This is a genomic window from Arthrobacter sp. B0316-1-20 (assembly GCF_059091865.1).
Window position 1 is genome coordinate 158,959 of sequence record NZ_JBNHHC010000001.1, and the last position, 25,686, is coordinate 184,644.

Below are 25,686 nucleotides of genomic sequence, written 5' to 3' on the forward strand. Positions count from 1 at the left end.
CGGGAGTAGGCTCCGCCTTATCCGGGCCGCGGGGACGGCCGGCGCTTCGGCTGTGGCCGGCGGCGTGGCCCAGCCACTTCGGAAAGGAAAGAGCGCCATGCCCATCACGCGTGAGTTGATCATCAACGGCGAGCACGTCCCGGCAGCCTCCGGCAAGACCACCGAGGACATCGGCCCCTACACGGGCGAACCCTTCGCCACCGTCGCTGCCGCCGGGCCGGAAGATGTCACGCGAGCGGTCGACGCGGCGTCGGCGGCCTTCGACGGTTGGGCCGCTACGCCGCCCACCCAGCGGGCAAAGATTTTCCTGAAAGCTGCGGATTTGTTCGAAGAACGGATGCAGCAGGGCATCGAGCTGATGGCCGGCGAGGTGGGCGGCGTGGCGGTCTGGGCCGGGTTCAACGTCCAGCTGGCCGCCAACATCCTGCGCTCGGCCGCCGCGGCCACCACCGCGCCGCGCGGCGACGTGCTGGCCACCGACCTGCCCGGCAAATTCTCGTTCTCCGTCCGGCAGCCCTACGGGGTGGTGGCGGCGCTGTCTCCGTGGAACGCGCCCTTCATCCTGGGCATGCGGGCCATGGCCATCCCGATGGCCGTGGGAAACACCGTGGTGCTCAAGCCCAGCGAGGACGCGCCCCTTTCCTGCGGCCTGTTCCTGGCGGACGCGTTGCTGGATGCGGGCCTGCCCGCCGGAGTGCTGAACGTCATCACGAATGACCGGGCGGACGCGAACGAGGTGGTGAGCACCCTGATCTCCGACCCCCGCGTGCGCAACGTGAACTTCACCGGTTCCACCAAGGTGGGACGCATCGTCGGCACGCTGGCGGCGCAGAACCTGAAGCCTGCGGTGCTTGAGCTCGGCGGCAAGAACTCCCTGGTGGTGCTCAAGGATGCCGACGTCGACTACGCCGTGCAGGCGGCGACCTTCGGCTCGTTCATGAACGCCGGGCAGATCTGCATGTCCGTGGATCGCGTGATCGTGGACCGCAGCATTTCCGGGGAGTTCTCGAGCCGGTTCGCGGAGAAGGTCGCCAAGCTCCCCACCGGGGACCCGATGAAGCAGGACACGGTGATAGGCCCGCAGGTCACGCAGGCCGCGGCGGACCGGCAGTATGCATTGATCGACGACGCCGTGTCCAAGGGCGCGACGGTGCTGGCCGGCGGCGGGAAGGCGGCCCAGGCCGTGGTGCCCGCGACCGTGCTCTCCGGGATCACCGAGGAGATGCGCATCTACGACGAGGAGATCTTCGGTTCGGCGACCACGGTGATGGAGGTGGACGGCCCGGAACAGGCGGTGAAGCTGGCGAACGACACGCACTACGGCCTGACCTCCGGTGTTATCACGGAGAACCTGGCCGAGGGCATCGAGGTCGCGCAGCGGCTCAAGACCGGCATCGGCCACGTCAACGACCAGCCGGTGCTGGATGAACCGATGGCACCGTTCGGCGGCATCCAAGAGTCGGGCTACGGCAAGTTCGGCGGGCAGGCCGGCATCAATTCGTTCACCGAGGAGCGCTGGATCACCATCCAGCAGAACGGGCACGCGCAGTACCCGTTCTAAGCCGTCAGTCGCGGATGCGGACGGCCGTTTCGCGCATGTAGCGGTCCACGTGCGCGTACGCGTCGCGGGTCAGGGCTTTCCAGAGTTCGACGGCGAGGCGCGGGTTTTCGCTCTCCAGCCGGCTCATGGTTTCGGCCGGGAGGAGCTTGACCCGAACGGGACCGTCGGCGCGCACGGTGGTTTCCTGCCGGTCCGCGCTGCCCAGCGCCATTTCGCCGAACGTCATGCCGGCGCTGAGGGTGGTGAGTTTGACCCTGATGTTCTCCGGCCCGGTGGAGGTGGTGGTGACGCGGCCGGACAGGATGAAATAGACGCCGGCGAAGCGCTGGCCAACCCGGCGGATGAGCTCGCCGTCGTCATAGCTGCGCTCTTCCATCAGCTCCGCGAGCGCGGCGGAGTCCTCCCGGTCGAGCGGGCTGAGCGCAGGGGAGTCGGCCACATCCACGGTGGCGGGCATACAGAGCTGATCGCCGTATCCGGCGATCAGCCGGTTTTCGGCGAATTCGACGGCGGTGCTGCGGGTGGCGAACGACGGCACCGGCCGCCCGGATTCCTCGAACCGCTGGGCCAGGGCGCCCTCGCCGTCGATCATCACCAGTTCGCGCCCGGCGTCCGCGAGCGAGGCGCGAAGCTGCTCCAGCATGTCCAGGGCGACCGGGGCGGTTTCGTCCACCCGGCGCATGTCCAGGATGACGAGTTCCACGGAATCGTCCAGGTCGCTGACCTCGCGCACCATGGATTCCGTGCCGGCGAACAGCAGGTCGCCGTTCAGCTCGATGACGCGGGCGCGGTGCCCGTTGGCGCGCAGCACCTCGGCGGCCTCGTCGTTGCGGCGGATCCCGGACGGGGCGTCGGTGATGTCGTAGCTGGCGCGGATGGCGTTGCGGCCGGTGCGCGCGGCCCGGACGAAGTGCAGCCCCATGTCGTGCGAGATCCGCCGGCTGGCCGCCACGCCGCGCACGCTGCTGCCGTGGTCGTCCAGCGGCGGCGAATAAACGGCCAGGCCCAACTGGCCCGGCAGCACCGCGAGCAGGCCGCCGCCGACCCCGGACTTCGCCGGCATGCCCACGTCCGAGAGCCACGCACCGGCGTCGTCGTACATGCCGCAGGTAGCCATCACGGAGAGGACCCGTTCCTCCACCTCCAGGTCCAGCACCTGTTTTCCGGTGAGCGGGTTGGTGCCGCCGTTGGCCAGTGTGGCCGCCATGACCGAGAGATCGCGGCAGGTGACGAGCACCGAGCATTGCCGGAAGTAGTCCTCGGCCACCGGGTCCGGATCCTGCTCAATGATCTCGAAGGAGCGCAGCAGGTGGGCCAGCGCCCGGTTGCGGTAGCCGTGCCGCGCCTCCGACTGGAACGTGCGTTCGCTGACCGACAGGTCGCGGCCGGCGAAGGCGGAATAGTGCTCGAGGATGCGGCGGAAACCGGTCTTGCCGCCGCTGCCCTTGATCAGGGAGGTGGCGGTCAGTGCTCCGGCATTGATCATCGCGTTGGCCGGGCGGCCGGTGCCCGGAGCCAGGGAGATCTCGTTGAAGGCGTTGCCCGACGGTTCTACGTCCACCTTCTGGTCCACTGCGTCGAGGCCGAGGTCGGAGAGCGCGAGCCCGTACGTGAAGGGCTTGGATATGGACTGGATGGTGAACTCTTCGTTAGAGTCGCCGACCTCGTACACATAGCCGTCCACGGTGGCCAGGCAGATGGCGAACTTGTCCGGGTCCGCCCCGGCCATCGCGGGAATCCCGCCGTACGGCTTGCCGTCCTTGAGGCCGGCGAGCTCGGCGTGCAGGGTGCGGAGATAGCTCTGGATAGGGGAGTCCATGATGCCAGCCTATGGGGTGGCTGGAACGTACAACCAACGGGGCGGGTCCCGGCCCGGCCCACGGGCCATGCCCGGCGAGCGGGCCGCCGAGGTGCCGATCATGCCGGAAAGCCGAGTCGTCGGCGGCCTGCGGGTTAGATTGGCGGTATGACCGATCCCGGGCCGGTGCCGGCCGCCGACAATCCGCTGTTCGACTTGCTGGGCGCCGGTGATCGCGACGGGGTCCTTGGCTACGCGGCAGCCATGCCGGACAGCGAAAAGCGGCGCCAGAAGTCGATGGTGCGGCGGTTCCGGACGGTGGTCTCGGCAGAGCCGACCGGCGAGCGCTCGCCGGACGGGTGGTGGCAGGGCCCGCTGAAGCCCGACCATTGGGCCGCCGCGGACATCGCCCACATGGCCTGCATCGGCGCCGAGCGGTCCGCCAACCTGTCCTACACCGACTTCAAAGTTGCGCGCGACGTGCCGCCGGTGTTGTTTCCGGGCCACCTTGACCTGTTCGTCGAGGCATGGGCTGCCCGCTATCTGCGCAATCCCAAAGGCTGGGACCGCAACCGCGGTATTGACGCGATGTTCGACTGGGTCCGCGACGGCCTCGTGCCGGCCCCGGCGCACCGAGGTGCGATGCTCCTGCTGTTGAGCCAGACGCAGGTTGAAGCCATCGACTTTCTCAAGTTCCTGCGGGCGCGGCCGGGATTAATCGACGTGACGCTCAAGGAGCTGTTCCACGTACCGGGAATCAAAGGTGCCAGCGCCATGCAGTTCGATGAGGGCAATCCCCGGGAGAACCGCAAGCTGGCGGTTCTGCTGCCGCAGTTGGTGAAGCTGGGCTACTGGGACGCCGAGTGGGTCCGGCAGGGGATTGAACGCGTCCTGGTGAGCGACGAATGGCCGGACTACCAGAAGCGCTTTTTCAAGTTGTTGCGCAGCAACCTCGCGGAGTAGCAAGGGCCGGCAGCGGACACGTAGGCGCGGCCATGCGCCCCGTCCGGTTCATGATTGGGAGTTGCCAGGTGGGCAGATCGAAGTGCAGGAAGTCGTGGCGCACGACGTGTTTGCGGTTTGACGCCGGTGTTGCTGCGCTGATGCATCGTCTACGCTGAGGGAAAAGGCGCCGCGGCGAAAGGCAGGACAGCAATGACTTCCAATCCGCAGGGCACGGGACGGGACGGAGCCGAAGCCGGGGGTACCCACACCGGCCGATCGGGAGCGGGGCCGTCCGGTGGCTCCGGGCAGGGCAAATCCGGCGATCTTGGGCCCAAAACCGGCGGGACAGGCCGGGACGCGCTTGACGGGCGCGAGGCGAGGCAACAAGGCACCCGGCTGGGGATGATCTGGACGTCGGTGGTCGTTGCACTGCTCCTGCTGGTGCTGCTGATTGTGTTCATCGCGCAGAACCAGGACCAGGTCCTGCTGCGCTATTTCGGCTTCGAGGGGCAAGTCGCACTGGGGCTGGCGCTGTTCGTGGCGTCGGTCGCCGGGGGAATTTTTGTCGCCGCCGCCGGGGCAGCCCGCATCATCCAGCTGCGCTACCGCACCCGCGTGAGCCGCAAGAACGGTTCTGCCCCGCGTTAATGCGGATTCGCAGATGGCACAGGACGTACATCGCCGGTTGTTCACGGTCGGTCACGGCACCAGCACGCCCGAAGAGCTGGCCGAACTGCTCCACGGCGCCGGCGTGCAGAAGGTCGTCGATGTCCGCCGGTTCCCGGGCAGCCGCAAGCATCCGGACATGGGTCGCGACGCGCTCGCCGAATGGCTTCCGACCGCGCACCTCGGCTACCGCTGGGAAGAAGACTTGGGCGGCCGACGGCGGATTCCCGCCGGCGAGCCTGAGCCGGACAGTTGGTGGCAAGTCGCTGCGTTCCGGGCCTATGCCGCCTACACCCGCACCCCGGAATTCGCCAAGGGACTGGGACGCCTGCTGACCGACGCCGAGGCCGCCGACGTGGCGATCATGTGCAGCGAGAGCGTGTGGTGGCGCTGCCACCGCCGGATCATCTCGGACGTCCTGGTGCTGCTGCACGCCTTCGAGGTCGTGCACCTGCTGCCCGGCGGCAAGAAATCATTACACGAGCCGGCGGCGGGTGCGCGAACCGAAGCCGGCCGGTTGTACTGGGACCTGCCGGCGGCATGACGCCCGGGCGATAAAACACCGTTCGGGAACCGAGCGCAGTCGTACGCAATAAACCACGGCGCCGGGGAACCGAGCCGCGGCTTCGGAATAGAGCCTTGGTGGCCCGCGCGCCGGTGGCGGTCAGCGCTTGCGGCCGAAGACCAGCGAAGCCAGCGCCGTCGCCGCCGTCACCGTATACACCGCCGGCCAGGCGCCGATCTTCTTGGCCAGCGGATGGGACGCGCCAAAGGCCGCCAGATAGCCACCGGTCAGTGCCGCCGCCCGCCCGGTGCCGGCGTTGCGCTGCCACATCGCGAAGGCTCCGGCCCCCGCGGCGGCCAGCACGGCGCCGGCCAGCGGGCGGTTCTTCGTCGCCTGGCCGGTCTTGAAACCGCCGAGCAGACCGGTGCTGGTGAGCAGGGTGGGGAGGACGGAACTCATGGGCATCTCCTTGGACGTCGGGACTTCCAGACTATCCCCGCCCACTCGCCGGCGGGGTGCTAGGCAACCTTGGTCGGTGTCCCGGTCGAACCCGCCTGAGGGCATCGGCCCAGGGTGCCGCCCTAGGGTGCCGCCGGCGGGGATCTCCTCTGGGCGGGACCCCGTGCACCCCCGCGGTGCCAAACGGTCAGGTAGAGGCGGTGGGCGGTGATGACCAGCGCCAGCCACGCGGCACCGAGGGTCCAGGCGACCAGGACATCGGTGAACCAGTGGTGGCCCAGAAAGACCCTGCTCAATCCCATGGCCACCGCGAACAGGGCAGCGGCGCCGACGGTGAGGATCTTCGACCGCCGCTTGGCCTGGCGCAGGATGAGCAGGTAGGCCACCACGCCGGCGATGACGACCGCGTTGAGGGAGTGCCCGCTGGGAAAGGACGCCGAATATTCGAACGGCGGCACCGCCTCCCGCAGCGGCGGCCGGGCCCGTCCGATGAACTGCTTGGCGGCAACCGTCATTAACAGCGACCCGGCGGCGGCGGTGGTGATCAGGATGGCCGGTGTCCAGGACCGCCGGCGGAAGGTCAGGATACCCATGACCAGCAACGCGAGGATCGGCATGCCGATGGGCCCGCCGATGTTCGTGAACGCGGTCACCGCCGTATTGAGCCAGGGTGACCGGACGGTTTGTGCAGCGTCCAGGACCGGCTGATCGAATTCGGCAACGCCGTCTTCGTCGGTCACCGCCTCGTAGATCTCGGTCGACGCGACGGTGAGCAGCACGGCGACCAGCGCCCCGGCGGCCAGCGTGAGGATCAACGCGGCGTGTGGACCCAGGATGCTGCTGAGGCGGTGCATCCCGCGTGCCAAAAACCTGCCCGGTGGCGTGTTCCACCGGGTCAGGTCCCGCCCGCCCAGGAAGCGCTCTTCGCGCGGACCGTCGACCGGCCGGGACGGCGCGTCGGCGTCGTCGTTGACTTCGTCAGGCATTACGCCCCCTCAGCGGCGGTGCCGCACCACCGCGTTACGGCGCCGCACGACCGCGCTACTGCGCGGCCTTCCGCCTCGCCGCGATCAGCTTGTGCGTTCCGTCGCAGTACGGTTTGATGCCCGACGCGCCGCAGCGGCACAGGGCGACCGTCTCCCGCGTCCGGGGCACCGCCTCGCCGTCGCCGTCCACGAGGTCAAAGTCACCGCGCACCAGCAGCGGCCCGTCGGGGCAGACGACGATCTCGGTCGGTTCCTGGCTCGTCATAAATTTCTCCTATCGAAGCGTTAAAGTGGCTGAACCGCCGCCGCAGTGATGCCGGGCTGCTGGCCGCGCTCCGCAGCCGACGGCCGGAATACGGCACGCCGCCCGCCCAGCGCCAGCCCACGGCGAGCCATGAGGTCACGGCCCGCTCCAGCACCCACAGCGGTGCCCACAGCGCGGCCCGCGCGCCGAACACCCGGGCACCGCCGGCGCGCCGCCGCCCCGCTTCTGCAAGGACGACGGCGGCGGCCGCCCACGCCCCGTAGCCCGCCGGCCGGCGCGCCTGCAGCAGCAGGAGCGGGACCAGCAGCAGCTCGACGGCCAGGCGCCCGGGCTGGGTTTGCGAATCGTAGGCCTGCCGAACCCGCTGGCCCACGAAGTGCCGGAAGGTGGGCGGCAGCCGCCGGACGTAGATGCCGTCGGCCCGGACCTGGCGTCCGCCCGCGGCCTGGACCGTGCGGATCAGTTCCAGGTTCTCGAACAACACGTCGCCGCGGTAGCCGCCGGTCCTCAGCAGCAGCGAGCGGCGGACGCCGAGCGTGCCCGGGTAGTCGGACGCGAACGCCCGGTTCAGCAGGGACCGCGCGGTGTCCCAGCGGGCATGCCACGGCAGCGGGTCGAAGTAGTTCTGCGGGCGCACCAGTTCGGCCTGCGCCAGCAATTCCGCGACGGCGGCAAGGCTCTCCGGGGTGTACCGCACGTCGTCGTCGGCAATGATGACCCGGTCATGCCGCGCCTGCCGCAATCCGGTGAGCACCCCCTGGACTTTCCCGTTGGGCGTGGCCGGTCCGTCCGGGCGGAGATGCTGCACCCGCCGCCGCCAGAGCCGGTGATGCCGTTCGAACACGGGGTCGGCGGATCCGTCCACCACGGTGATGTCCACCCAGGCAGGCAGCGACATGAGGTACGCAGTCAGCTCGGCGTCGCCGGTGCAGTCCTGCCACTTCAGCGGCAGGACATACTCGATGCTCACACCGATGCGCCGGCGGCGACCGGCGCCTCTTGGCCCGGATCGAGCGGCTGGCGCAGCGCCGACCTGCCGGCATTCCACGCGTCCAGCTGCCAACCGCCGGCGAGTCCGTCCAGATAGCAGGCGCTGCCGGCACCGAAAAAGACGTCCGCGGCGAGCGTGGGGTCCTCGGCGATCAGCCCGCCGGCGAGATCCCGTCCGGCAATCTGTTCATGGACTGCATCCGCTTCAACATGCTCGTCGAAGTACTCGGCCACCTCGCCGTCAAAGCCCAGCCGGCGGAAGCCGCGGGCGTATTTTCCGTTCGGGATGGAGGAAGTCATTTCGTAGATGGCCAGATGCCCGCAGATGGCTCCGCGCAGCCTCCGCTGGAGCCCGAACATGGACATGGCGTTGACCGACGCCAGCGTGATGGCCGGAACCGAGTCCACATATGCGCCGAAGGACGAATTAAGGCCCAGCCCCTGCATGGTGCGCGCGAACAGCTGCGAATGCATCCGCCCCGGCTTTCCGCCGCCGTACTCGTCCGCCTGGATCTCCACCATCGCCGACTTCGCCCGCCCGTGCAGGCGCGGAATCGCCCAGGTATGCGGGTCGGCTTCTTTGAGCTGGTACACCGAGCGGAGCACCACAAATTCCTTCGCCTGCTCCAGCGTGGCCTCGCGCGCCATGAATCCGGAGACGCTCGGCCCGCCGTCGTCGGCTGCCATCTCGAACAGCCGGTCCGCCACGGCCTGCGCCGTCAGCCGCTCCGGCACCGCCACGGACACCGACTCCCGCAGCCTCGCTTCCAAGTCTTGCTCAATCTTCGCGCGGACCTGCAGCAGCGGCAGATTCCACTCCCACCGGTCGTTCACCCCGTCCAACCCGCCGTAGTGCAGTTCGTACAGGCAGAACAGTGCCAGCTGCAGATCGTCGTCGAACAGGATGCCCGCCGTTGCGGCCAATGCCTGCTCTGTTGCGTCCTGCACCTGCGGCAGGGCGTCCGGAACGTCGTTGCGCTGCAGCGCGGCCAGCAGTGTTTCACTGACAGGACCCCGGGGATGTGGAAGCTTCACGGCGTCTCCTTATGTAGCCCGCGCATGGCGTTATGTACCGCGCTCGGCGGCGATCTGTTGATCTCAAGTGCATCCCGGCGGCCGCGGGACGTCAAGGCCCCGCCCGGCCGCTGGCCCGCAGCGCGCAGCAGGAACGTCCCCCGCCGCTTGGCTTCACTTCCCAGCGGTGGCAAGGTGGGAAGAGTCCGAACATCCCCGTAGGAAGGACGGAAGACATGCCCGAAATTGCCGGCAAAAAGGTCCTGGTAGCGGTGAGCAACCGCGGCGTCGAACAGGACGAACTGAAAATCCCGGTCGAAAAACTGCGCGCGGCCGGGGTCGACGTCACGATCGCGGCACCCGAAGCCGGCGACGTGGAAACCCTGGTCGGGGACTGGGACCGGGGCGAAAAAATCCCGGTGGACAAGTCTTTGCCGGATGTTTCCGACGGCGACTACGACCTGCTGGTCCTGCCCGGCGGGACCCTGAACGCGGACCAGTTGCGCCTGGACCCGGACGCCCAGGGCATCGTGCGGTCCTTCTCCGAATCCGGCCGGCCGATCGCCGCCATCTGCCACGGACCGTGGCTCCTGGTCGAAACCGGGCGCACCCGCGGCAAGACCCTCACCTCCTACGTCTCGCTCAAGGCGGACATCATGAATTCCTGCGGCCACTGGGACGACGAACCCGTGGTGATCGACCGCGAGCACGGCTGGACCCTGGTCACGTCCCGCAACCCGGGCGATCTGGACCAGTTCGTGGCCGCCGTCATGGACGTCCTGGCCGAAACCACTTGAGCCCGGACGTTACGCCCGTGCAGCCCCCTTCCGCGCCGCCCGTGCCGGCCCCGCAGAAGGGAACCGGCCCCATCGCAGACATGGATGCACGCCTGCCCTTGGCTTGGCCGGAGGTCACGCCGGCGCAGGGCAGCGTGGTGCTGCGCCAATTCCGCAGCGATGACGCCCATCTGGCGTTGGAGTTGGCCCGGGATCCGTACATCCCGCTAATCAGTTCCATCCCTTCGCCGTGCCGGGAGGACGACGCCGTGGAGTGGATCCTGCGCCAGAACGGCCGGTTCACCTCCGGCGCCGGGTACTCCTTCGCGGTGGCGGACGCGGAGTCGGATCGGGCGGTCGGCCAGATCGGACTGTGGCTGACCTACCTGCCGGAAGGCCGGTCCACCGCCGGCTACCTGATGGGCCCGGCACACCGGGGGCAGGGCCGGGCGGCGGATGCGCTCGCGGCGCTCGCGACCTTCGCCTGGACCATCCCGGAACTGCACCGGCTGGAGCTTTACATCGAGCCCTGGAACAACGCCTCGATCCGGACCGCCGAATCCGCGGGTTTCGGCCGCGAGGGCCTGCTGCGCAGCTACCAAACCATCGGCGGCGTGCGCCGGGACATGCTGCTCTATGCCGCCATCCGCCCGCAGGCCTAACCCATTCCCGTATATTCCGGGCAGCTATACCATGTTGCCGTGCCGACGCACCGGGTGCGTTATGCCAGGACCCGCACCTGCGAAAACTGAAGGGTATGACGGGCCGGCGGCGCTTGGCCGCCAGCCTGCCGGTTTCTGTCACAGGAGTGTGAGCCATGAGCGATTTGTTGAGGTGGCCGCCGTTCGAGCGCCGCTCGCCCTTCGAATTGGCGGAGCCGTTCCGCCGCTTCTTCGAAGGTGAACAGGAAAAATCCATGATCCGGGTGGAGGAGGAAATCAAAGACAACGTCCTGACCATCCGCGCCGAACTGCCAGGCATCGACCCGGAGAAGGACGCCGAGATCTCCGTCTCCGAGGGACAGTTGCATATCCACGCCGAGCGCCACGAGCGGAAGGAGCAGAAGGAGAAGGGCAGCTACCGCTCGGAGTTCCGCTACGGATCCTTCTCCCGCAGCGTGCCGCTGCCCCAGGGCGTCAAAGACGAGGACATCACCGCCACCTACCGGGACGGGGTGCTTGAAATCAAGGCCCCTGTTCCAAGGGTGGAGGCGGAAACGCCGCGACAGAAAATACAGGTCAGGCGCGGGTAGGGCGCCGGTTGCGTCAGCCGCCCGGCAACTACGTCAGCCGCCCCACAACTACGACGACGGTGCCCGCTAAGTCGGGCACCGTCGTCGTAGTTTCGAAAGAGGAGGAATCAGAGGTGGATCTTGACGTCCGCCTTCTCACGCAGGTCCGTGACCAGGGCCTGGGTGGCTTCGGTTTCCTTCTGCGCCTGGATCTGCTGCTCCAGGTTCGGCCGCATTTCCTTCATCGAGGGAACCTCGGCCTTCTGGCCGGTCTGTTCGCCCATCTGCTCCTGCTGCTTCTTGGCCTGCTCGTAGGCGGCCTTCAGCTCGTCCTCGGTGGGCTTGGCGTTGCCGGCCTCCTCGGCAATCAGCTTGTCCACCCGGACCTGGGTTTCCATCTCGGCATTGACCTCGTCCTCGGTCATGCCCTGTTCCTTGATGGCGGCCATGAGCTCGTCCACGGTCTTGAACTGGTTGGCCTTCGCCATCTCCTCCAGTGAGGCCTGCACGTCCTTGTCGGACGCCTTGATCCCGCGGTGGTCCGCTTCCTGGATCAGCAGCTGCGTGCCGACCATGGCCTCGGCCGTCTGCTTCTTCAGCGCGTCCTGGTCCAATTCCTGCCCCGTCATCTGGGACTGCATGGCCATCTGCTGGAACTGCCCTTCGTACGCGGCGGTGAACTTGTCCTTCGGGATCTCCGTCCCGTTGACCACGGCCACCACGTCCGGGATGCCTTCAAGATCCGGCTCCGGCAGCTGGGCCTGCCCTTCCGCACCCGCGCCGACTTCCGCGGAGGCCGCCGGGCTCGAACCGCTCTCCTCCGCCGGCGACCCGCCACAGGCGGTGAGGACGGCGATGGAGCCGGCAACGGCCAGGCTCATTAACCACTTCTTAGTCACTCTGTTCTCCCATCTCGGTGCATAAGTGAGCGACACTACTGGGCCAGCATGTGTGTTGCCGTGGCGAAAGCTGGGAGAAACCTAGGCAAAAGCGGAGGGAGGGCGACGGTGGCTGGCGGTAGGGCGCGCGTACGCTGTGTCCATGAAACGCTTCGAGCGATGGTTCCCCGCAGCGGCTTTGGCCGGGCTTGGCGTGGCTGCCCTGCTCTATAAGGGGCAGGACGGCGAATGGCTGCCCGCCATCATCTTCGCCACGCTGCTGCTGGCCGGCGCGTGGGCGGTCAGTCCCTTCTTCGGCAGCCGGCGGGCCGCCCCGTGGACCGCGTTGCGGGACCAAAGCGACGATCCTGGCCGGGTGGTCATCTTCTGGCGGCCCGGCTGCGTCTACTGCCTGCGGCTCAGGGCAACCCTGGGCCGCAACGGCCGGGCCGCCCACTGGGTGAACATCTGGCAGGACCCGGAAGGCGCGGCGTTCGTCCGGCAGCACAACGACGGAAACGAAACCGTTCCCACGGTGTTGCTGGGCGGAGAGGTCGTGACGAACCCGGAGCCCAACCTTGTCGGCCGGGCCTTGGCCGGCAGGTAAGCGCGGACTCTATCCCCGGTCCGAGCGGCTGAGTACCATGGTGCCTGCAGCCACACGCGCCGAGCGCGGCCGGGCATGTGTACCGCCGGCATTTGACGGACTGGGGCTGCCTGAAGTGCGCCGGCGTCCAGGCTGGCCTCGTTCCTGTTGGGGGCGGGAGCCGGGCCTTGGAGGGCACACTGTGACGGGGAAGCGCACCCAGGGGGAGGTGGCACCATGCGGGTTTCGAATGCCTCTGCCAGTCCCCTTGATGCGACGTTGGAGACCGCTGGGCGGATTGCTGACGCGCTGACGCACGAGAACCCGATAGCCGGGCGCCGGTCCGGCTGCCCGCATCCTGCCAACCCAGCCGTAGGCGCTTAGTCCGGGCACGGTTCCGGCACGCGCTGCGAAAGGACCGTCATGACCGCCCAACCTGTCCCGTCTCCCGCGCCCGGTCCGGCGCGGCCAGCCGCACGGATGAAGCCCGGACACTGGGTGCTGCTGATCCTCGGCGTGCTGCTGAGCGTCGCCGGGCTGGCCTTGACCATCAGCGCCGCCGTCATTCTGGGTGCCAACGCCGTGCAGAGCGACGGCCGCTACCTGACCGGGCCGACGGAGCAGTACCAGAGCACGGGGTATGCCCTGGTCGGCCCTTCCGTGGTCGTCGACCCCGGGGCAGCGGGGATGCCCAATATTCCGCCGGTCGGAGACCTGGCCAATTTTCAGGTGCGCGTCACCCCCGTGGTTCCGGACCAAGAGGTGTTCGTGGGCATCGCCGAGGCCTCCGACGCGGCGGCCTACCTGGAGGGCGTTTCCTACACCTCGCTGGGTGACGCCTCCCGGTCCGACGACGGAGACCGGCCGGGGCGCTCGTCGTGGCTCGATGACGACGACGAGGTGACCTCGGAAGGGGACCGCGTGCCGGCTCCGCCCGGGGAGCAGGACTTCTGGACGGAATCGACCTCCGGCAGCGGCCCGCAGCAAGTTGCCTGGGACCTGCAGCCCGGCCGGTGGTCGCTCGTCGTGATGAACGCGGACGCCTCCCGCCCGGTGTGGGTGGAGGTGCAGGCAGGGGCACGATCCGATGTGCTGGGACCGGCCGGGAACGGCCTGCTGATCGCCGGGCTGGTCTGCCTGGTCATCGGCATTCCCCTCCTGTTGCTCGGTTCCGCGGGCCTGGGCCGCGACATCGATCCGGATCGTTCCCGTCCGGGCCAGCGCCCGGACGGCATGGATCAGTACCGCCGCCCGGGCCAGGGCCCGGGAGCCGCGCCGGCCGCGAGCGCCGGGTGGGGAAGGTCGACGCAGACATACCCGGTGCTGGTGACCGGCTTCCTGGATGACCGGCTCTCGCGCTGGCTCTGGCTCGTCAAGTGGTTGTTGGCGATTCCGCATTACATCGTCCTGGCCGTGCTGTGGTTTGCCGTGCTGGTGGCCACGATCGCGGCCGGGATCGTGATCCTGTTCACCGGGCGTTATCCGAGGTCCTGGTTCTGGTTCAACGTCGGAGTGCTGCGCTGGTCCTGGCGTGTGGGTTTCTACGGGTACTCCGCGCTGGGCACGGACCGGTATCCGCCGTTCACCTTGGCCGCCGCGGACTACCCGGCCAACCTGGACGTGGCGTACCCGCAGCGCCTCTCGCACTGGCTCGTGCTGGTGAAATGGTGGCTGCTGGCCATCCCGCACCTGCTCATCGTCGGCATCTTCACCAGCGGCACCGGTGCCGCCTGGGACCGCGGTTGGGGCAGGGGCTGGGGCGAGGACGCCTATGCGTCCCCGGCAACGTGGGGTCCCTCGCTGCTGGGCTTGCTCGTGCTGATCACCGCGGTGATCCTGCTCTTCAGCGGCCGTTACCGGCAGGAGCTGTTCGCCCTGATCATCGGCATCAACCGCTGGGCCTACCGGGTGGCGGCCTACGTCTTGCTGATGCGCGACGAGTACCCGCCCTTCCGCCTGGACCAGGGGCCCGTCGACCCGTCTGCCACGGCCGCAGCGCAGGGGCCCGTCGATCCGTCGGCCCCGGCCGCAGCGCAAGGGCCCGTCTACCCGGGGACCGCACCTCAGGGGCCAGGGCCCGTCTACCCGGGGACCGCCCCTCAGGGGCCAGGGCCCGCCAACCCGCAGGCGCCGACAGCCCGGCCGCAAGAACCCGGGACACCCGGAACACCGCCCCCGGGCAACGGGGGACCGGAGCCGTGGACCCGCCCGCCAGGAACGACCTAAGCCAAGAGACTGCTCCTGGCAGCCTTCACCCGCGTTCCTTCTGGCCACGCAGCGGACCCAGCTAGGGTGTGTCTCCGCATTAGGCGAAGCCAGGTAAGGACGAGATTGCTCGCCGATGATTCCGGGCGGCGCCGCTCAGCCGTGTCGACCGTCGCACGCTCCGTCGGGCGCTCCCCGTAGAATCCGATCGGAGAGGGAGGGACAGTTGTGCTGGAACTGACGACGCCCGCATCGTCGATTCGGATCTGGCCGGACGACCGTCCAGCTGATCATCCTGCCGACCGCCAGGGAACTGTACTTCTCCTACCTGCACGAGCGGGCAGGCCTCTCCGGTCCGAAACCGCCGGTTCGCACGCATGACCCGCCGCACCAACGACGCGCTGACCCTGGCCGCCCCAAAAGCATGGGGAGTGTCAACCAGATCCAAATGGGCTCGCGCACTGCCGGTCATCGACGGTTGCGGCTTGGGGGTGCTCCGACGTGTTCAAGCCGCCACCACGGGTCACATAACAACTTGAGCAAACGCAGCGGATAACCCTGCAGGCCCCAAACCGGTACCCGCTAGTCTTCAGCTGAGACGTTCATTCCAGCAGGAGCGGGTGTATGGAGCGGGGGCGGTTTAAGCGGGGAGTCGGCGCGGTCATTGGGGTGACTGCCGCGGGCGCGGCGACGGGGCTTTGCTCCGCCGTTGCCGCAAACGATCGGGAAGCGCCCGCTTCCCCCTCCGAAGGCGTTATTTTCGGGCTTTGGAGCTTCCTCTACGACACGCAGGCTCCTCCCGCGCGGGTGATTCTGGCGGCCGCTGCCCTGGCGCTTCTGCTTGTGACCGGCATAGCGCTGCTCGAGCGGCTCGTGTCGACCAGATCGCGCCGCTCCATCGACCACCGGGCAACTCCCCTGGCTCCGAGGCTGGTGATGGCCGCAACCCGCGGTGTCTACGCAGGCCCAGTCACGGTGACCGTGTTGATTCCGGCCCACAATGAGGAGGCTTCCCTCCCCGAAACCATCGCTTCTCTGCTGGCCCAGTCGCACAAGCCGGAACGAGTCATCGTTGTCGCCGATAACTGCAACGACTCCACCGTCCGACTTGCCGCCGAAGCCGGGGTCGAAGTCTTCGAAACAGTGGACAACACGCAAAAGAAGGCCGGAGCGCTGAACCAGGCGCTCAATATGCTGCTGCCGGGACAAGGCGACAACGACGTCGTCATGGTGATGGACGCCGACACGAGACTCGATGACGGCTTTCTGGCGGCCGCGGTCCAACGCTTCACAGACGACCGCGCGCTGATGGCTGTAGGCGGGTTGTTTAACGGGGAGGAAGGGCACGGGCTGCTTGGCCAGTTCCAACGCAACGAGTACATCCGTTATGCCCGTGAGATGCGCCGCCGCCGCGGCCGGGTGTTCGTGCTCACCGGCACCGCCTCCCTCTTTCGTCCCGCTGCGCTGCGCGCGGCGGCACTGCAGCGCGGACGGTCGATTCCAGGGAAGCCAGGTGACGTCTATGACACGGCGTCACTGACGGAAGACAACGAACTAACCATCGCGCTGAAGTCTCTCGGCGCCCTAACGATCTCCCCGGCGCAGTGCACGGTCGTCACCGAACTGATGCCCACTTGGCGCACCTTGTGGGCGCAGCGCCTGCGCTGGCAGCGCGGTGCCCTGGAGAACATCGGCGCCTACGGCATTACCCCACAGACGCTTCGTTACTGGGCCCAGCAACTGGGCATCGGCTACGGCGTCATTGCCCTGGGCTCCTACCTGCTGCTCATCGCGCTGATGGTGCTCTCACTTGATGATTGGATCTTGTTCCCATTCTGGCTCGGGATGGGTGCCCTGTTCGCCGTGGAACGGACGGCCACGGTGTGGAAGGGCGGCTGGCGGGCACGCCTGCTAGCACTCACGCTGTTGCCCGAACTGTTCTTCGACATGTTTATAAACATCGTCTACGTCAAAGGAATCATCGACATATCCCTGGGCCGGAAGGCCACATGGAAGCACGTCACGCGCCGCGGCCCGGCAGCAGCAAGGGCGGCCCGGTCATGACCGGCGCCTACTTCATACTGCCCGCCGGAATCCTGCTTCCCGAACCGATCCTGCACTCCGAACTGTTTGCGGTCCTAGCGGCCTTCGTTGCCATAAACACCGTCATGTATGCCGCGCTGGCCGTGACCAAGATTCTACCCAAGGTCTACCCCGCCGACTGGATGCGCAGAACCAACCAGCGCTCCGAGACGCGCAGCATCCACCCTGACACGCGCCGGGGGCACGCTCGTTCCGGCGGACGCCGAGCTGACGGAATGGCTGTCCCTGCCCCGCCCGTCGTGGACATGCCACGCCGCGGAACCAGCTAGGGCAGAGGTGTCCGGGCCAGCGCTATCGCCAGGCCGTAAGCCGCCGCCATCACCATGAGCTCGGCGGCGGCCAGCCGGAGGAACGGCCGCAGCGGCGCGGGTCCGGCCGACAGCCCGGGATCCGCCATGGCCGGGAGGCCGACGGGAGCACGTTCCCGGGCAGCAAAGGCGCGCAGCGTCGTGCGGCGATGCAGCCAGCCGCACACAATCAACAGCGCGAACGCCGCCGCCTTGCCCAACACCAGGAACCCGTAGCCGGAGACCAACGCGGCCGGGGCCTGAACCTGGAGCACGGCATTGACCAGGCCGCTGGCAGCCACCGCCGTGGCGCAGGCCAGCGCCAGCGTGCTGTAGCGCCGCACGGTCCGCAGGAAATCGTTAGGTGCCCGCAGCGCCAGGTACGCCACGCCCGCCAACCCGCCCGCCCAGAGGCCAGCGGCGGATACATGAAGGCCCAGGCTGGCAACCGCCAGGAAGTGTTCGTCGTGGCTGGAGGCGTGGCCTGCCAGCGGCGGCATGGCGAGGGCTGCCACCAGAAGAATCAGGGCCAGTCCCTCGCCGGTCGCCGTGCGCGAGAACCGCGCGGTCGCCGCCGCCACGACCGTCAGTACCGCCTGGAAGAGCAGGACCCTGCCGGGCCTGACCTCCAAGACCACCCGCATCAGCTCCGCGGGGTCCAGTTGGGTGACGGACACGCCGAGCAGTTCGCTCCCGGTAAACCACAGGCGGACCACCACGGCCGGCACCGCGGTGGCTCCCAGCGCGGCCGCCACGACGGCCAGCCTTCGGCCGGCAGACGACAGTTCCTGGCTTCCCGCGGGGAGGGCAAGCAGCGCCACGCAGGCGAAGCCGATGGCCAGGACCATGCCGACGGTGGCCAGCAGCGTTGCCGCCGGAAGCCCCCAAGCGGTCGCTGCTCCCGCCGAGGGCAGACCCGGCAGGGGCGGCGCGACCGCGCCTCCCGCGGCAAGTCCCAGGACCATCAGGCCGGCCCCCAGCAGCAGGCAGCAGCCCGCAGCAGCCCACACCGGCAGCCGGCGCAGCGGCGGTTCCGGAGGCCCGGACGCCGGCTGCGTGCCCGGTTCCGCGTCGGGATGGGTCATTCGTGCAGGATAGGCCGCGCACCCCGCGGCGTCGAGAGTCTGCGGGCCGCCGGTCGCTGTCAACCGTTGTCGCCTCCACAGCTACGACGGCGGCCGCCCCACGCCCGCTGACGCGGCGGCCGCCGCCGGGTAGGCTGTCCAGCGATGAATACCAACGAGATACTGCTGCAGCGCAACGGCCGCCTGGGCCACATCGTCCTGAACCGCCCGAAGGCCATCAACGCCCTCAACGACTCCATGATCACGTCGATCACGGCGGCCCTCCGCGAGTGGGCCGAGGACGACGCCGTCGAGACCGTCTTGATTTCCGGTGCCGGGGAACGGGGACTGTGCGCCGGCGGCGACATCGTGGCCATCTACCGGCACATGAAGGACGGCGGCGACCAGCTCTTCTGGGAAGACGAGTACCGGATGAACTCGCTGATCTCCCGCTACCCGAAGCCGATCGTCGCGTTCATGGACGGCGTGGTGCTCGGCGGCGGCGTCGGAGTGTCGGCACACGCCTCCTACCGGGTGGTGACCGAGCGGACCAAGATCGGCATGCCGGAGACCCGGATCGGGTTCATTCCCGACGTCGGGGGCTGCTTCCTGTACTCGCGGGCACCGGGGGAGCTTGGCACCCACCTCGCGCTGACCGCGGGCACCGGGACCGGAGCCGATGCCATCGTGATGGGCCTGGCCGACTACTTCGTGGACAGCGCGGAGCTCCCGGCCCTGGCGGCCGCGCTCGCCGAAGCCCCGGCCATCGAAGCCATGGCGGCCTTTTCCCACACGGATGTCCCGGCGTCAAACCTGGACAAGGAACGCCACTGGATCGACGAGTGCTACGCCTACGACGACGCGGAGCAGATCCTCGCCGCCCTGCGGACCTCGCCGGTCCCGGCCGCGCGCGTCGCCGCCGAGGAGATCGCCCTGAAATCGCCCACGGCCGTGAAGCTCACGCTCGAGGCCCTCCGCCGGGCGGGCAGGATGGACACGTTGGAGGAGGTGCTCGACCAGGACTACCGCCTGGGCATCCGGCTGGTCGCCGCCCCGGACTTCGCCGAGGGCGTGCGCGCCCAGGTGATCGACAAGGACCGCAATCCGCGGTGGAACCCGGCTACGCTCGCGGAGGTGGACCGTGCCGCCGTCGAGTCCTACTTCGCGGACCTGGGCGAGGACGAACTGGGCCTGGCCGCATCCGTTGCGGCACAACCGGCCGCGGGCAGCTAAACGAACGGCGCGGGCCCCGGAAACCGGGAACCCGCGCCGTTCCTGCTGTTGCTACTTCTTGTCGTCTCCGGTCATCCGCTGGCTCAGGTACACCGGGATCATCGACACAATGATCAGCACGGCAGCGATCACGTTCACCACCGGCGCCTGGTTGGGCCGGGCCATGTTGTTGAAGATCCAGATGGGCAGGGTCTCGGTTCCGGGCGGGGCCGTGAAGGTGGTCACCACAATCTCGTCGAAGCTCAACGCGAAGGCCAGGAGGCCGCCGGCCACGAACGCCGAGCGGAAGCCCGGGAAGGTGACCTGGAAAAAGGTCTTGACCACGTTGGCGCCCATGTCCATGGCGGCCTCTTCCAGGCCCTTGTTCATCCGGCCGAGCCTGGCCTGCACATTATTGAACACCATCACGATGCAGAACGTCGCGTGGCCCACGATCACCGAGAACAGCCCGAGGCCGATGCCCAGCGGTTCCAGGACCGTCTTGAACGTGTTGTTCAGCGCCACACCGGTGACGATGCCCGGCAGTGCGATGGGCAGCACCACCAGCAGGTTGACCGTGTTCTTCCCGAAGAAGTCGTACCGGGAGAGCGCGAACGCGATCATGCTGCCCAGCAGCAGCGCAATCACGGTGGCTACCGTGGCCACGCGCAGCGAGGTCCAGAGCGCCTCCCGCACGCCCTCGTTGCGGAAGGCGGCTTCCCACCAGCGGGTGGTGAATTCGGTGATGGGAAACGCGCCGGAGGTGGTGGCGTTGAAGGAGTTGACGATCACCAGCAGCAGCGGCAGGTAGATGGCGGCCATCACCAGCCCGGCGAACAGGCGCAGGGTGATCTTGGCGGAGGAGGAAAGTCTCATCGGTGAAGTTCCTAAAGCTGCTTGAGGGCGCCGGACTTGCGGGCCAGGAAGAGGTACAGGACAACCACGACGATGGGCACGGTGCCGAACGCGGCGGCCAACGGCGGATTGAGGTTGATGTTGGAGGCGATCACCGTGCCGATCACCTGCGTTTTCCCGCCGACGAACTGCGCCGCGATGTAATCGCCCAGGCTCAGCGAGAAGGTGAAGATGGACCCGGCAATGAACGCCGGCTTTAACAGCGGGATGGCCACCGTGCGCACCGTGGACCAAGCCTTCGCGCCCAGGTCCGAGGAAGCGTCGAACAGGTTGTCCGGGATCTGGCGGAAGGCCGAGTACACCGGCACCGCCATGTACGGGAACCACAGGTAAGCCAGCGTGACCACCAGCGCCGCGGTGCCGTAGCCCGGCCCGGTCATGCCCAGCGGGGCCAGCAGCCAGTCCAGCGGGCCGCCGCTGGAGAACGTGATGCGCCAGGAGAACACCTTCACCAGGTAGCCGGCCCACAGCGGCAGCGTGATGCCGATGGCCAGCACCGCGCGCATCCGCGGCGAGGCGACCTTGGCCATGTACAGTCCCAGCGGCAGCGCCAGCGCGGCGCACAGCACGGTCACGGCCAGCGCGATGCCGATGGTCCGCAGCGCGGTGAACTGATAGGCCGGCACTGTCAGGATCTCCACGAAGTTCTCCACGGTGAACGCGGGGATCACCTTGGAGGTGAAGGAGTCGGTGGTCCAGAAAGCGGTGATGAACAACAGGATCAGCGATCCGATGTACAGCACGCCCAGCCAGGCCAGCGGCAGGGTCAGGAGCGCGGTCAGCCGCAGTTTGGGCCGGGCGTAGAGAAGTCGGGAGATCCGGTCGCCCAGTCCGCTGCGCTCGCTGCCCGGCGCCGAGGCGCTGCCGGCTGCGGCCTCCGGTTCGATCGTTGGTGCTGCCATGGTGGTTTCGGCGGGCCTGCCCGCCGTTCCTCCTTCAGATGCGGTGCTGATCAGGATGCGTGTGCACGGCCGGCGGGGACACCGCCGTCGTGCTGGGGGAATGCCTCCACAGCAGGGGCACGACGGCGGTGCTCACCGCGCGCCGCGCCCCTGCCATGGAGGAGGGGTGCTGGAGGGAGGGACTAGCCCTTGACCTCGGTCCAGGCCTTGGTCCACTCCTGGTAGTTGGTGCACGTGGCGTCGGTGCGGCCGTCAATGCACTGCTCCACCGGGGTGGTCCACATCCACACCTGCTTGTAGTACTCCTCGTCCGTGGCGTGGTAGGTGGCGCAGTGCTCCTCGTTCTCCTTGGAACCTTCGCACGCCAGCGCGTTGGCCGGGGCCATGCCAAAGTTCTGAGCCATCTTGGCGTTCACCTCGGCGGAGGAGGCCCAGTCCATCCACTGGTAGGCGCAGTTGGGGTTTTTGGACTGCGCGGAGAGCATCCACGTGTCGGACCAGCCGGTGGCGCCTTCCTTCGGCAGCACGGACTCAACCTTTCCGCCGTCGGCCTGGGCGATGTTCACGATGACCTGCCAGCCGGTGCCCAGGGACGCGGTCCCGGAGGAGATGGAGGAGACGGCCTTGAGCGCGTCGTTCCAGTACTCGCCGGCGATGCCGTTCTGGGTCTTGAGCAGTTCCACCGCTGCGGCCAGCTGCTCCTTATCCAGCGCGTAGGGGTTGGTGATCCCCAGCTCCGGCTGGGTGGCCATCAGGTAGAGGGCCGCGTCGGCGATGAAGATCGGCGAATCGTAGGCCATGATCTCGCCGGCGTACTCGCTGTTCGGGTCCCAGGTGGCTTCCCACGAGTCAGGGGCTTCGGGCACCGCCTCGGTGTTGTACATGAGGACGTTGGCGCCGCGGCCGATGGGAACGCCGTAGGTCTTGCCGTTGAGCGTGTCGTAGATCTGGCCCTTCAGGCCGTCCACGATGTGGCCGAAGTTCGGGATCAGGTCGGTGTTGATCGGGGCCACGTCGCCGCCGGCAATGAGGCGCAGCGAGGCATCGCCGGAGGCCGAGACCAGGTCGTACTCGCCGGTGCGCATCAGCTGGACCATCTCGTCGCTGGTGGCGCCGACCTTGCGGTTGACCTTGCACTGGGTCTCTTTTTCGAACTCGGTGACCCAGTCGGCGTCGGGGTTGGTGGAGCCGTCCTCGACGAAGCCGGCCCAGGCGATGATGTTGACTTCGCCCTCGGACTCGCCCACCGCGGTGGCGGCCGGGATGTCAGGGACCTGGATGCCGCCGCCGGCGGACGAGGCGGGAGTGGAGCCCCCGCAGCCGGCCAGGACCAGCGAAAGCGAGGCGAGTGCCGCCAGCGGCAGTGCCTTGGTGATCTTCATGGAGTACCTTTCCTTCAGGGTGCGTAGTGACGGAGTTGGTGCGGGACTAGACGGTGTAGTTGAAGCGGGAAGACCACTGCAGCCGGACCCGGTCGCCGCGCTGGGCGCCGGAGGCGCGGGCATCGTTCGGCTCCTGGACAATCAGGGTCTGCCCGACGGCGGTGCGTGCCACGAAGCGGGTGGCGGGACCGGTGTAGATGACCTCCTCGATCAGCGCTTCCACGGTGGAGAGGCCATCGGCTTCCACGGGCTCGTCGAGGCGGCGGATGTGGATGCGCTCCGGCCGGATGCTCAGCAGGGCGTCGGAGCCGGTGAGCTGTTTGGCCAAGGCGCCCTCCACCAGGTTGGTGTTGCCGAGGAAGGAGGCGACGAACCGGCTGCCGGGGCGCTCGTACAGGTCCTCGGGCGTGCCCACCTGTTCCACCACGCCTTCGTTGAAGACGGCGACCCGGTCCGAGAGTGTGAGCGCTTCTTCCTGGTCGTGGGTCACGAAGACGAACGTGATGCCCACCTCGCGCTGGATTTGCTTCAGTTCCACCTGCATCTGTTCGCGCAGCTGCTTGTCCAGCGCGCCGAGGGGCTCGTCCAGCAGCAGCACCTGCGGGCGCAGGACCAGTGCCCGCGCCAGGGCAACACGCTGGCGCTGGCCGCCGGAGAGCTGCGAGGGCAGCCGGTCGGCCACCCGGGGCAGGCGGATCATCTCCAGCGCCTCGGTCACCAGCCTGCGGCGCTCGCTCCGGGGCGTCTTGCGCAGCTTGAGCCCGTACTCCACGTTCTGCGCCACGCTCAGGTGCGGGAAGAGCGCGTAGTCCTGGAACACGGTGTTGACGTCGCGTTCGAACGGCGCCTTGCGGGTGACGTCGCGGCCGGCCAGGTCGATGCGGCCGGAGGTGGGGAGTTCGAAGCCGGCGATCATGCGCAGCACGGTGGTCTTCCCGGAGCCGGAGGGGCCCAGCAAGGAGAAGAACTCGCCCTGGCGGATGTCCAGGTCCAGACCTTTGACGGCGGTGAAGTCGCCGAAGGTCTTCGCGACCTGCTGCAGGGAGATGGCAGGCGTGGCGGAGGCCCCCGTGCTGTCCGGCGCGGTGGTTGCGGAGGTGGCTGTGGCTGGCACGGCTGGGTCCTTTCAAGAGGGCTGATGTGGCGTGGACTACATCGTCTTGCGTTAACATATGAAACCAGAGGTTAAATGTAAAGCGGGTCACATCGGGTAGATTTCTTGTTACGGCCCGTTCCGGCCGAGGGCGCTCCGCCGCGTCCTGCCGTCCTGCGGGCGGTCCGTCTGGAAGGATCGACGCATGCCCAAGGAATCACCGCCACGCCAGCGCTTGCTCGCCGCGGTCTTCGCCCCGCTGGGCGAGGGCGGCAAGGCGCAGCGCGTGGAGGACCGGATCCTGGAAGGGATTGCCGCGGGTGTGCTGGCCGACGGCGACCGGCTGCCCAGCGAGGCCGAGCTGGCTTCCTCCTTGGGCGTGGCTACGGTGACGGCCCGGGAAGCCTTGGTGGGCCTCCGGTCCCGCGGGCTGGTGGCCACCCGGCGGGGCCGCGACGGAGGCACCTTCGTCACCGTCCCCACCGGACGGCGTGCGGAACTGGTCCGCGAGCGCCTGGGCCGGATGAGCCGGGTGGAGCTGCGCGACCTGGCTATCCATTATCGTGCCATTGCGGCGACCGCCGCCGAACTGGCGGCGGATTTTGCCGATCCCGACGACGCCGAAATGCTGCGCCGGATCCTGCATGCTTCCCGGTCAACAGGCACCGGCGGGGCCGTCGTCGGCGATTTCCTGCTGGAGTTGGCAGCCTTGAGCCAGTCGGCGCGGCTGACGCGTGAATTCGTCCGGCTCTATAAGGACTTTGGTCCGTTGTTGTCGGTGCTGCACGAGGACGCAGAGTTCGACGCCACGATGGTGCAGATGTGCGATCGCATTGCCGATGCGGTTGCCGCAGCCGATGCCGCCACGGCGCGCGAAACTGTGACTGAGCAGATCCAGACGGGACTGGCGGCGCTCATCGATGAACACGCCCGGCTGACCGACCGGCCCGCCGGCCCGACCCCCGCTACCGCCCAAAGGAGGACGGGATGAACTCCATGGCCCAACCGGCATCGGCGCGTGCGGCAGATCCGCTCGCCGAGGTCACCGGATTCTTCGAAGACATCCTGGCCGAAGTCAACGCGTGGGTGCCCGCCTTGGCCGGGTTGTTTGAGGATCCGGCCCGGCCGCCGGGCGGCAAGCAGGTGACCGCGACCATGCAGCCGCTGGTCGCTGAGCTGGTGGGGAGGGAGGAATGGCCCGTGGTCGGCGCCGGTTTTGTGGCCGCCGCCCACGCGGTGGCCGACGCTTCCTGGCACATGGCGTGGTGGCAGGGCGAGAGCATGGAGCGGCTGGTCTTGCCCGCCCTGGAATCGGCCTCCGACGCCTACATGCGGCGTGAGTGGTTCACCCGGCCGATGGAAACCGGCCTGCCGCATGTCACCGGACCCTACGTGGACTTCCTCTGCACCGACGAATACACCATGACCATGACGGTCCCGGTTGCAGCGGGGGAGCGGCGCGTCGGCGTGGCGGGGGCCGACGTCTTTGTCGCGTCGTTGGAACCGCTCCTGTTGCCGGCGCTGAAGAGTCTGCACCCGGCCGCGGGCCTGGTCAACCGCGCCGGCCGGGTGGTGGTTTCCGCCGACGCGCAGCTGGCCGCGGGGACGCTGCTGGCGCCGGGTGCCGTCCCGGCGACCGGTCCGGCGGCAGGGAGGATCGGCGATCCCGGAAGCCAGGCCGCTCCGGCCCGCCCCCGGACGGTGCCGCCCCGCGGCGACCGGTACAACGATGTGGAACTGGTTGTGCTGGACTGCGGGCGGCTGCCGCTGGCGGTTGTGTACCCGCAGGCCTAACGGCCAGACCGGCGGCGCACGTCGTGGCTTGAAGGCTGTCCCCTGGAAACCGGTCCGAGATCGTGCCGG

26 protein-coding genes are annotated in these 25,686 nt (G+C 68.3%); 14 read left to right on the forward strand and 12 right to left on the reverse strand.

What is annotated here, in order from left to right:
* The first annotated feature begins 97 nt into the window (after positions 1–97).
* On the forward strand, positions 98–1,561 hold the full coding sequence (locus tag AC5RW2_RS00760) for an aldehyde dehydrogenase family protein (protein ID WP_494073429.1): 1,464 nt from the start codon (positions 98–100) through the stop codon (positions 1,559–1,561).
* Positions 1,562–1,565: 4 nt separating this feature from the next.
* On the opposite strand, the gene glsA is transcribed toward AC5RW2_RS00760, so the two are convergent.
* Positions 1,566–3,380 carry a glutaminase A gene (gene glsA, locus AC5RW2_RS00765; protein WP_494073430.1) on the reverse strand — a complete coding sequence of 605 codons (1,815 nt, stop codon included), beginning with the start codon at positions 3,378–3,380 and terminating at the stop codon, positions 1,566–1,568.
* Between the two features lie 147 nt (positions 3,381–3,527).
* On the opposite strand from glsA, the gene AC5RW2_RS00770 reads away from it, so the two are divergent.
* The 3 genes from AC5RW2_RS00770 to AC5RW2_RS00780 all read left to right on the forward strand — a co-directional run bounded on the left by AC5RW2_RS00770 (position 3,528) and on the right by AC5RW2_RS00780 (position 5,514).
* Positions 3,528–4,322 (forward strand): hypothetical protein, encoded by a 795-nt coding sequence (locus AC5RW2_RS00770; protein WP_494023462.1) that lies wholly within the window; start codon positions 3,528–3,530, stop codon positions 4,320–4,322.
* Positions 4,323–4,514: 192 nt separating this feature from the next.
* On the forward strand, positions 4,515–4,952 hold the full coding sequence (locus tag AC5RW2_RS00775) for a LapA family protein (RefSeq protein ID WP_494001682.1): 438 nt from the start codon (positions 4,515–4,517) through the stop codon (positions 4,950–4,952).
* 13 nt (positions 4,953–4,965) lie between these two features.
* A complete protein-coding gene (locus tag AC5RW2_RS00780) occupies positions 4,966–5,514 on the forward strand; it encodes a DUF488 domain-containing protein (RefSeq protein WP_494073431.1) in 549 nt (182 codons plus the stop codon).
* A 120-nt stretch (positions 5,515–5,634) separates the two neighbouring features.
* Here the strand turns inward: AC5RW2_RS00780 and AC5RW2_RS00785 are convergent, their stop codons facing one another.
* From AC5RW2_RS00785 to AC5RW2_RS00805, 5 genes are all read right to left on the reverse strand, one after another.
* The gene (locus tag AC5RW2_RS00785) at positions 5,635–5,934 is read right to left on the reverse strand and encodes a hypothetical protein (protein ID WP_493979599.1); all 300 of its coding nucleotides are present in this window, start codon (positions 5,932–5,934) and stop codon (positions 5,635–5,637) included.
* Between the two features lie 122 nt (positions 5,935–6,056).
* Positions 6,057–6,920: a phosphatase PAP2 family protein gene (locus AC5RW2_RS00790; protein WP_494026232.1), complete on the reverse strand. Its 864-nt coding sequence runs from the start codon at positions 6,918–6,920 to the stop codon at positions 6,057–6,059.
* Positions 6,921–6,975: 55 nt separating this feature from the next.
* Positions 6,976–7,185 carry a CDGSH iron-sulfur domain-containing protein gene (locus tag AC5RW2_RS00795; protein WP_494001678.1) on the reverse strand — a complete coding sequence of 70 codons (210 nt, stop codon included), beginning with the start codon at positions 7,183–7,185 and terminating at the stop codon, positions 6,976–6,978.
* Positions 7,121–8,155, reverse strand: a complete 1,035-nt coding sequence (locus AC5RW2_RS00800; RefSeq protein WP_494073432.1) for a glycosyltransferase family 2 protein — start codon at positions 8,153–8,155, stop codon at positions 7,121–7,123. Before AC5RW2_RS00800 ends, AC5RW2_RS00795 begins: the two co-directional genes overlap by 65 nt.
* Positions 8,152–9,210: an iron-containing redox enzyme family protein gene (locus AC5RW2_RS00805; RefSeq protein WP_494073433.1), complete on the reverse strand. Its 1,059-nt coding sequence runs from the start codon at positions 9,208–9,210 to the stop codon at positions 8,152–8,154. The genes AC5RW2_RS00800 and AC5RW2_RS00805 overlap by 4 nt, the downstream gene beginning before the upstream one ends.
* Positions 9,211–9,425: 215 nt before the next feature.
* Between AC5RW2_RS00805 and AC5RW2_RS00810 the strand changes: the two genes are divergently transcribed.
* The 3 genes from AC5RW2_RS00810 (at position 9,426) to AC5RW2_RS00820 (ending at position 11,217) form a co-directional block, all read left to right on the forward strand.
* A complete protein-coding gene (locus AC5RW2_RS00810) occupies positions 9,426–9,986 on the forward strand; it encodes a type 1 glutamine amidotransferase domain-containing protein (RefSeq protein ID WP_494073434.1) in 561 nt (186 codons plus the stop codon).
* Positions 9,987–10,066: 80 nt separating this feature from the next.
* Positions 10,067–10,627, forward strand: coding sequence for a GNAT family N-acetyltransferase (locus AC5RW2_RS00815; protein ID WP_494073435.1), 561 nt, complete (start codon positions 10,067–10,069; stop codon positions 10,625–10,627).
* A gap of 155 nt (positions 10,628–10,782) precedes the next feature.
* Positions 10,783–11,217 (forward strand): Hsp20/alpha crystallin family protein, encoded by a 435-nt coding sequence (locus tag AC5RW2_RS00820; protein WP_494073436.1) that lies wholly within the window; start codon positions 10,783–10,785, stop codon positions 11,215–11,217.
* Positions 11,218–11,324: 107 nt separating this feature from the next.
* Here AC5RW2_RS00820 and AC5RW2_RS00825 read toward each other — a convergent pair whose 3' ends face one another.
* Positions 11,325–12,077: a SurA N-terminal domain-containing protein gene (locus AC5RW2_RS00825; protein WP_494073437.1), complete on the reverse strand. Its 753-nt coding sequence runs from the start codon at positions 12,075–12,077 to the stop codon at positions 11,325–11,327.
* Between the two features lie 160 nt (positions 12,078–12,237).
* Here AC5RW2_RS00825 and AC5RW2_RS00830 point away from each other — a divergent pair, with 160 nt between their 5' ends.
* The 4 genes from AC5RW2_RS00830 (at position 12,238) to AC5RW2_RS00845 (ending at position 17,237) form a co-directional block, all read left to right on the forward strand.
* Positions 12,238–12,681 (forward strand): glutaredoxin family protein, encoded by a 444-nt coding sequence (locus AC5RW2_RS00830; protein ID WP_494023471.1) that lies wholly within the window; start codon positions 12,238–12,240, stop codon positions 12,679–12,681.
* Positions 12,682–13,083: 402 nt separating this feature from the next.
* Positions 13,084–14,886, forward strand: a complete 1,803-nt coding sequence (locus AC5RW2_RS00835) for a DUF4389 domain-containing protein (RefSeq protein ID WP_494073438.1) — start codon at positions 13,084–13,086, stop codon at positions 14,884–14,886.
* A gap of 603 nt (positions 14,887–15,489) precedes the next feature.
* Positions 15,490–16,929: a glycosyltransferase family 2 protein gene (locus AC5RW2_RS00840; RefSeq protein ID WP_494073439.1), complete on the forward strand. Its 1,440-nt coding sequence runs from the start codon at positions 15,490–15,492 to the stop codon at positions 16,927–16,929.
* On the forward strand, positions 16,875–17,237 hold the full coding sequence (locus AC5RW2_RS00845) for a hypothetical protein (RefSeq protein ID WP_494001668.1): 363 nt from the start codon (positions 16,875–16,877) through the stop codon (positions 17,235–17,237). The genes AC5RW2_RS00840 and AC5RW2_RS00845 overlap by 55 nt, the downstream gene beginning before the upstream one ends.
* Here AC5RW2_RS00845 and AC5RW2_RS00850 read toward each other — a convergent pair.
* Entirely contained in the window at positions 17,234–18,340 is a 1,107-nt protein-coding gene (locus tag AC5RW2_RS00850; RefSeq protein ID WP_494073440.1) for a copper resistance D family protein, read from the reverse strand. The genes AC5RW2_RS00845 and AC5RW2_RS00850 overlap by 4 nt on opposite strands.
* A gap of 144 nt (positions 18,341–18,484) precedes the next feature.
* Here AC5RW2_RS00850 and AC5RW2_RS00855 point away from each other — a divergent pair, with 144 nt between their 5' ends.
* Entirely contained in the window at positions 18,485–19,552 is a 1,068-nt protein-coding gene (locus AC5RW2_RS00855; RefSeq protein WP_494073441.1) for an enoyl-CoA hydratase/isomerase family protein, read from the forward strand.
* A gap of 51 nt (positions 19,553–19,603) precedes the next feature.
* Here the strand turns inward: AC5RW2_RS00855 and AC5RW2_RS00860 are convergent, their stop codons facing one another.
* The 4 genes from AC5RW2_RS00860 to AC5RW2_RS00875 form a co-directional block, all read right to left on the reverse strand.
* The gene (locus AC5RW2_RS00860; RefSeq protein WP_494023477.1) at positions 19,604–20,407 is read right to left on the reverse strand and encodes an ABC transporter permease; all 804 of its coding nucleotides are present in this window, start codon (positions 20,405–20,407) and stop codon (positions 19,604–19,606) included.
* An 11-nt stretch (positions 20,408–20,418) separates the two neighbouring features.
* On the reverse strand, positions 20,419–21,348 hold the full coding sequence (locus tag AC5RW2_RS00865) for an ABC transporter permease (RefSeq protein WP_494073442.1): 930 nt from the start codon (positions 21,346–21,348) through the stop codon (positions 20,419–20,421).
* 182 nt (positions 21,349–21,530) lie between these two features.
* On the reverse strand, positions 21,531–22,730 hold the full coding sequence (locus tag AC5RW2_RS00870; RefSeq protein WP_494073443.1) for an ABC transporter substrate-binding protein: 1,200 nt from the start codon (positions 22,728–22,730) through the stop codon (positions 21,531–21,533).
* Positions 22,731–22,776: 46 nt separating this feature from the next.
* A complete protein-coding gene (locus AC5RW2_RS00875; RefSeq protein WP_494073444.1) occupies positions 22,777–23,844 on the reverse strand; it encodes an ABC transporter ATP-binding protein in 1,068 nt (355 codons plus the stop codon).
* A gap of 184 nt (positions 23,845–24,028) precedes the next feature.
* Between AC5RW2_RS00875 and AC5RW2_RS00880 the strand changes: the two genes are divergently transcribed.
* Together AC5RW2_RS00880 and AC5RW2_RS00885 are read left to right on the forward strand one after the other, a co-directional pair.
* Positions 24,029–24,814 (forward strand): winged helix-turn-helix domain-containing protein, encoded by a 786-nt coding sequence (locus AC5RW2_RS00880; protein ID WP_494073445.1) that lies wholly within the window; start codon positions 24,029–24,031, stop codon positions 24,812–24,814.
* Entirely contained in the window at positions 24,811–25,617 is an 807-nt protein-coding gene (locus AC5RW2_RS00885; protein ID WP_494073446.1) for a cache domain-containing protein, read from the forward strand. Before AC5RW2_RS00880 ends, AC5RW2_RS00885 begins: the two co-directional genes overlap by 4 nt.
* The last annotated feature ends 69 nt before the right edge of the window (positions 25,618–25,686 follow it).